The 7,299-nt window shown below is 74.4% G+C and carries 5 protein-coding genes; 4 read left to right on the top strand and 1 reads right to left on the bottom strand.

Annotated elements, in window-relative coordinates; genetic code table 11:
- Window positions 1-255 precede the first annotated feature (255 nt).
- Complete coding sequence (locus M8J74_RS42920) at window positions 256-711, top strand: MarR family winged helix-turn-helix transcriptional regulator (RefSeq protein WP_308406189.1); 456 nt, start codon at window positions 256-258, stop codon at window positions 709-711.
- Here the strand turns inward: M8J74_RS42920 and M8J74_RS42915 are convergent.
- Window positions 698-3,157 carry a SpoIIE family protein phosphatase gene (locus M8J74_RS42915; RefSeq protein ID WP_249841589.1) on the bottom strand — a complete coding sequence of 820 codons (2,460 nt, stop codon included), beginning with the start codon at window positions 3,155-3,157 and terminating at the stop codon, window positions 698-700. The two genes, M8J74_RS42920 and M8J74_RS42915, sit on opposite strands and share 14 nt — an antisense overlap.
- Window positions 3,158-3,344: 187 nt before the next feature.
- Here M8J74_RS42915 and lanKC point away from each other — a divergent pair, with 187 nt between their 5' ends.
- The 3 genes from lanKC to M8J74_RS42900 form a co-directional block, all read left to right on the top strand.
- A complete protein-coding gene (gene lanKC / locus M8J74_RS42910; protein ID WP_249841588.1) occupies window positions 3,345-5,906 on the top strand; it encodes a class III lanthionine synthetase LanKC in 2,562 nt (853 codons plus the stop codon).
- A 75-nt stretch (window positions 5,907-5,981) separates the two neighbouring features.
- The gene (locus tag M8J74_RS42905) at window positions 5,982-6,098 is read left to right on the top strand and encodes a SapB/AmfS family lanthipeptide (RefSeq protein ID WP_249841587.1); all 117 of its coding nucleotides are present in this window, start codon (window positions 5,982-5,984) and stop codon (window positions 6,096-6,098) included.
- 109 nt (window positions 6,099-6,207) lie between these two features.
- Window positions 6,208-7,299, top strand: a 1,092-nt coding sequence (locus tag M8J74_RS42900) for an ABC transporter transmembrane domain-containing protein (RefSeq protein ID WP_249841586.1), incomplete at its 3' end; no start/stop codon positions are given.

Here is a 7,299-nt window from a genome sequence, read left to right as displayed (position 1 = left end):
ACGAAGGCCTGCGCGGCGGGTTCGAGGACGGGGCGGGGTGCGGTGCTGTCGGTCATGACGGCCTCCTCGGGTCGGGTGCCGCGGGCACGCCCCGGCGGGGGCACCGGACGGTGCGGCACGAGAAGAAGAGTAGCGCTCGATTAAGTCGCACACAACTTAATCGACTCCGACATGTTGGTGTTCGATTCAGTCGAACGCACTGGAACGCTAGACTCGGTGATCGCCATGGACCGCACCGCACTCGGGAGCCGCACCGTGAGCCCAGCCCCAGGGGAGCCGAGCGAGGGGTCGCTCCTCCTCGACGACCAGCTCTGCTTCGCGCTCTACGCCGCCTCGCGCGCCGTCACCGCGCGCTACCGCCCCCTGCTCGACGAACTCGGCCTGACCTACCCGCAGTACCTGGTGATGCTCGTCCTGTGGGAGCGGGACTCGATCTCCGTACGCGATCTGGGCGTTTCCCTCCAGCTGGAGTCCAGCACCCTGTCCCCGCTGCTCAAGCGCCTGGAGGGGAACGGACTGCTGCGCCGGGAACGGCGCGCGGAGGACGAGCGGTCCGTCGCGATCCGGCTCACCGAGGCGGGCGCGGCGCTGCGCGAGCGGGCCCTGGCCGTCCCGCTCGCCATCGGCGACGCCATGGGGCTGACGCCCGAACAGGACGCCCTGGCCAAGCAGTTGCTGCGGCTGATCACGGCCAACGTCAGCGAGCGCTGAGCCCCACCTCGGCCCACACCTGCTTGCCCCCGCTGACCGGCACGGTCCCCCAGGTGTCCGACATGGCCTCCACCAGGAGGATGCCGCGGCCGCCGGTCGCCTCCCAGCTGATGCTCGTCGGCTTGACCGGGGTGCGGGGCGAGGCGTCCGCGACCGCCACGCGCAGCCGGTTGTCGAGGAGGGTCAGGTCGAGCCGGACGCGGCCGTCGGTGTGCACGAGGGCGTTGGTGACCAGTTCGGAGACGATGAGCAGGGTGGCGTCCCGGTTCACCGCGGGCACTCCCCAGGAGCGCAGGGTGCGCCGGGTGAAACGGCGGGCGTGCCCGACGGCCTCCGGGACCCGCCACACCGTCCAGCCCTCGCGCAGCGGCCGCAGGGCCATGCCGTCGTAGCGCAGCAGGAGCAGGGCGACGTCGTCGCCGCGGTGCGCGCTGCCGAGCAGGGCGTCGGCGACCAGGCCGAGGTGCGCGGGGTCGGAGGCGGCGAGTTCGCGGGCCAGGCGCTCCATGCCGGTGTCGATGTCGGCCTCGGCGGACTCGACCAGCCCGTCGGTGGTCAGCGCGACGACGGTGCCGGGGCTCAGCCGCAGCACGCCCATCGGGAAGTCGGCCCGCTCCATCACGCCCAGCGGAGGCCCGCCGTCGGACTCGTGGATCTCCGTACGGCCGTCCGGGTGACGCAGCACCGGCGGCAGGTGGCCGGCGCGGACGTACCAGGCGGAGCCCTCCTCCATGTCGACGTCGACGTAGCAGCAGGTGGCGAAGAGGTCGGTCTCGATGTCCAGCAGCAGGCGGTTGGCGTGGGAGACGACGACGTCCGGCGGGTGGCCCTCGACGGCGTACGCGCGCAGCGCCGTGCGCATCTGGCCCATGAGGGTGGCGGCGGCGGTGCTGTGGCCCTGGACGTCACCGATGACCAGGGCCACGTGGTTGTCGGGCAGCGGGATCACGTCGTACCAGTCGCCGCCCACCTCCAGGCCGGCGGTGGCGGGCAGGTAGCGGGCGACGGCGACCGCGCCGGGCAGCGTGGGCAGGCGGCGCGGGAGCAGCTGGCGCTGGAGCATGCCGACCAGCTCGTGCTCGGCGTCGAAGGCGTGGGCGCGCATCAGGGCCTGGCCGGCCAGACCGGCGGAGGCGGTCAGCAGGGCGCGCTCGTCGGGCCCGAAGTCGTGCGGGGTGTCCCAGCCGATCAGGCAGGCACCCGCCATGCGGCCTGCGGCGGACAGCGGCAGCACGGCCAGGCCGCCGGGACCGACGTCGGCCAGCGCGGGCTCCAGGGCGGTGCCGGCGGGCCAGATCTGCGCCCGGCCCTCGCGCAGCGCTGCGGCCAGCGTCGGCATGGCGCGCACCGGGGCGTCCGGCCACTCCGAGCGCCACTCCAGCTGCCACAGCTCGGGCCAGGACTCCGGCTCGGGCGGGTCGAGGACCGTGACGACGAGCCGCTCCCCCTCCAGCTCGGCCAGCGCGATCCGGTCCGCCCGCAGCGGCTTGCGCAGGGCGGCGACCACGGCCTGGCTGACGTCCCGGACGGTGCCGGCGGTCGCGAGGGCGGCGGCCAGGCGCTGGACCCGCGCCACGTCCGTGACGTCGGAACGCAGCGACGAGGCGTCGGCGACCGTGCCCACGAGCCGGGCCGACCGGCCCTCACCGCCGGGCACCAGGCGGCCGCGCAGCCGCAGCCACTTCGGCGGGCCCGCGGGCTGCAGCACCCGGAACTCCAGCTCGCGCTCGCCGATGGACATGTGGTCGGCCTCGACGACGGACATCAGCGAGGGCAGGTCCTCGGGCACGGTCAGGCCCAGCAGGGTCTCCACCTTGCCGTCGAACTCGGCGCGGGTGAGGGCGAACAGGTCCAGGATGTCGTCCCCGACCTCGACCCGGCCGCTGTCCATGGCCAGGCTGAAGGAGCCCGCGGGCAGCTCCCCGCCCTCCTGGGCGCGGGCCGGGGCGGGCGCCCCGACGGCGTCGGCGATCAGCTCCAGGCACTTGCGGTCGTCGGTGTCGAAGCCCTCGCGGCGCTCGCTCACCGCCAGCAGACAGCCGCCGCTGTCGTCCCCGCGCACGGGCAGCGCCGCCACGGAGAAGTCCCGGGACGGCGTCCGCCGGGACTCGGCGTGCTCGGCGAGCTGCGCGGGTCCGAGCCACACCGCGTTGCCGGAGCGGTGGGCGTCGGCCACCGCGGAGTGGCCGGAGCGGGGATAGCTGTCCCGCAGCCCGAACAGGGTGCGCGGCGCCCCGGCCGACTCCACCAGGCACAGCACGTCCGGGTCCTGGCCCGGGGTGTACAGGGCGACGCAGGCCGCACCGGCGTAGACGAGTGCCTGCTCCAGGACGCGGCGCACCCTTTCGAGCGAGGCCGGACCGCTCATGAGCGCTTTCAGGGCCGCTTCGGCACGCAGGAGTCGCGTTCCGCGTCCCTCCGTGCCCTCACTGACCACGTCCGTCATTACAGCGCGTATGAGCCGCCCGCGCAGCCCCTGTGACCGTTCGGCGGAGGTCAGAAGGCGTGTCCGGTCGAAACGCACCGAACATGACGTGACCCGTGCGTACCGCACGGTGGACTCGTGACACACGTGACTGTCCGGGGCCCCCTCCCGGCTGGAAGCCTCGATGGCGGGCCACGGAGGGGGTTCGATGGACAAGCGGTACGAGGTGTACGCGCTGGCGGACAGACACTTCTACGAGACGCCGGACCGGCTCTCGGCGAGCGGTGAGCGGTCCGCACCGGAGTTCGACACGGCGCGCCGGGCGGTGCCCGAGGGCTGGGACGCGGCGCGGATCGGCGACTGGCTGACGCTGACGCCGCTCGAGGCGGACGGCAGCGTGGTGGCCGGCCCCTCGCAGGGCTGGAAGATCCACGCCTCCGCCACCCGGGCGAACGCCGAGCGGATCGCCGCGATCGTGTGGGACTACTGCGTGCCGCGCCGCATCCCGTTCAAGTTCGTGCCGGCCCCGCATCTGCTGCACCTGCGCAACACCAAGTACGCGGGCCGCGACACCAGCGGCAAGTTCGTCACCGTCTACCCGGCCGACGAGGAGCAGCTGCACCTGGTGCTGCGCGAGCTGGGCGAGCTGCTGAAGGGCTTCGAGGGGCCGTACATCCTCACCGACCTGCGCTGGTACGACGGCCCGCTCTACGTCCGCTACGGCGCCTTCGCCCGGGTCTTCACCGTCGACGAGCGCGGCTCCCTGGTGCCGGCGGTGCGCGACGGCGAGGGCCGGCTGGTGCCCGACCGGCGGGCGCCGTCCTTCCAGGTGCCCGACTGGGTGACCCTGCCGGACTTCCTCCAGCCGCATCTCCAGGCCCGCAACACCACGACCGTGGGCGACCTGCCCTACCGGATCGAGAAGGCGCTGCACTTCTCCAACGGCGGCGGGGTGTACGCGGGCACCGACACCCGCAGCGGGCGCAAGGTCGTCCTGAAGGAGGGGCGGCCGCACGCGGGGCTCGCCTCCGACGGGGCCGACGCGATCGCCCGGCTGGAGCGGGAGAAGCGGGCCCTGGAGCAGGTGGCGGGGACCGGTGTGGTGCCGGAGGTGCGGGACTGGTTCACGCTGGGCGACCACCGGTTCCTGGTCATGGACTTCGTCGAGGGACGCCCTCTGAACTCCTTCTTCGCCGAACGCCATCCGCTGCTGTCGCCCGACCCCGATCCGGACGCGGTGGCCGCCTACGCGCGGTGGGCGGTGCGCGTCCACGGGGCCGTGGAGCGCGCGGTGGAGGCGGTGCACGAGCGCGGGATCGTCTTCAACGACCTGCACGTGTTCAACATCATGGTCGCGCCGGACGAGGAGTCGGTCTTCCTGATCGACTTCGAGGCGGCGGCGCCGGTCGAGGAGGGCGGCCGCCAGGTCGTGGCCCACCCCGGCTTCTTCGCGCCGCCCGACCGCACCGGAGCCGACGTCGACCGGTACGCGCTGGCCTGTCTGCGCCTCGCCCTGTTCCTGCCCGTGACGACGCTGTTCGTGGTCGACCGGGGCAAGGCGGCCCACCTCGCCGAGGTGATCGCCGAGCAGTTCCCGGACGTGCCGCGCCCGTTCCTGGACGAGGCGGTCGCCGAGATCACGCGGGGCGTCCAGGTTCCGGCCCTCGTACGGCCCGACGACTGGCCGCACAGCCGGGACTCGATGGTCAGGGCGATCCTCGCCTCGGCCACCCCGGACCGCGACGACCGGCTCTTCCCGGGCGACATCGCCCAGTTCTCCGACGGCGGCGGCCTGGGTCTCGCCCACGGCGCGGCCGGGGTGCTGTACACGCTCGCCGCGGCGGGCGCCGAACGCTACGAGCAAGGCGAGCGCTGGCTGCTCACCCACACCGACCCGGCACCGGCGGGCACCCCGCTCGGGCTCTACGACGGCCTCGCCGGCGTGGCCCACGTCCTGGACCTCCTCGGCCACCGGCAGCGGGCCCTCGATCTGGTCGAGGGCATCCTGGCCGAGAAGTGGCAGCGGCTGTCCTCCGACCTCAACGGCGGACTGGCCGGGCTGGGCCTGGTCCTGGGCGAACTGGCCCGCACCACGGGTGAGTCGGAGCTGCGCGAGCGGGCGGCCGAGGCCGCGGACATCCTCGTGGGACGGCTGGCGGAACCGCTGCCCGAGACGCGCGCACGGCGCCGGGCCGGGCTGCTGCGGGGCGCGAGCGGGCCCGCGCTGTTCCTGCTGCGGCAGTACGAGTGGACCGGCGACGAACGGTTCCTCGACGCGGCCGGCGCCGCCCTGCGCCGCGACCTGGACTGCTGCGTCGTCCAGCCAGGCGGCGGACTGGGGGTCGACGAGGGCTGGCGGACCCTGCCCTACCTCGGCGACGGCAGCGCCGGCATCGGCATGGTGCTCGACGACTACCTCGCGCACGCCTCGGACCCGGAGTTCGAGAAGGCGCGGGCGGCCATCGTCACCGCCGCCACCTCCCGCTTCTACGCCCAGCCCGGTCTGTTCCAGGGCCGCGCCGGAATGATCCTGCACCTGGCCCGCACCACGGAACCAAGCTTGAGCCGCGGGCAGTTGACCGAACAGATCGCCGCACTCGGCTGGTACGCGATGGCGTACGAGGGCCGACTGGCCTTCCCGGGGCACCAGATGATGCGGCTCTCCATGGACCTCTCGACCGGAACGGCGGGCTGTCTGCTCGCGCTCGACGCGGCCGCCTCAGGCTCCGCCCACCTGCCGTTCCTCCCGCCGCCACGGCGGCCCTCATGACGCGGCTCCGCAATCTGACGGAGTCGTGACCCAACCCCGTCCCCACGGGTGGACAGAGAAGGAAAGGGAAAAGAAATGGCACTGCTCGACCTGCAGACCATGGAATCCGACGAGCACACGGGCGGCGGCGGCGACAGCACGGTCAGCCTGATCTCCTGCATCAGCGCCGCGAGCGTTCTGCTCTGTCTCTGACGCTCTGAACACCGTGCGCACACGGCCCCGGGCGGTCCGCTCCCACCAGGGAGGGGCCGCCCGTGGTCCGTTGCCGCCCCTTCGAGACTGGATGCGAGGCCGCGGCCGTATGACGACTGGTGTCGCCCCCGGACAAGCACCGCCGCTGACGCGGCTCGCCACCCGGCACAGCCGGGCCCGCTGCGTGGCCCTGTGCCTGGTGAGCGCGGCCTCCACCGGAGCGGGCCTGCTGCTGCCCGCCGCGCTGGGCCGCACCCTCGACCTGCTGCTCGCCCACGCCCCGGCGACCCGCTGGGTGCTGTGCTGCGCGGCGCTGATCCTGCTGGCCGCCCTGCTCGACTCCGTGGACACGGTGCTCACCGGCACCGTCGACGCCCGCACGACGGCGTGGCTGCGGCGCCGGCTGACCGGCCATGTGCTCGCCCTGGGCCCGCGCGCCACCGACCGGTTCGGGCCGGGCGACCTCGTCGCCCGCCTCGTCGGCAACGCCGCGCAGTCCGGTACGGCCCCGGCCGCGCGGGCCGCGCTGCTCGCCGCCCTCGCCGGTCCCGTGGGAGGCGTGGTGGCCCTCGCCCTGGTGGACCCGTGGCTGGCGGCCGTCCTGCTCGCCGGCGCTCCCGTGCTGACCTTGCTGCTGCGCGCTTTCGCCCGGGACACCACCCGGTGCGTGGCGGACTACCAGCGGGTGCAGGGGCACATCGCGGGCGCCCTGTCGGAGGCGGTGGACGGTCACCGCACCGTCCGGGCGGCGGGTACGGCGGAGAAGGAGACGGCGCGGATCCTGCGCCCCCTGCCGGAGCTGTCCCGCGCCGGTCACCGCATGTGGCGGGTGCAGGGCAGGGCCGCCGGGCAGGCCTCCGCCGTCGCGCCGCTGCTGCAGCTCGGCGTGGTCGCCGTCGCCGGTGTGCTGCTCCTGCGGCACCGGCTCACCGTCGGCGAGGTGCTCGCGGCGTCCCGGTACGCGGTGCTGGCGACCGGTGTGGGCGTCCTGGTCGGCCAGTTCGCGAGCCTGGCCCGCGCCCGTGCCGCCACCGACCGCCTCGCCGAGGTGCTGACGCAGGCGCCCCCGGTCCACGGCGACCGGCGGCTGCCCGCAGGGCCCGGCAGGCTGGAGTTCCGCGCCGTGACGGCGCGCCGGGGCGAGCGCACCGTCCTCGACGGCCTCGGCCTCGTCGTCCCCGGCGGCACGACCCTCGCCGTC

This window comes from Streptomyces panaciradicis (assembly GCF_023516615.1).
Lineage (GTDB): Bacteria > Actinomycetota > Actinomycetes > Streptomycetales > Streptomycetaceae > Streptomyces > Streptomyces panaciradicis.
This window is presented reverse-complemented; position numbering and strand designations above follow the sequence as displayed.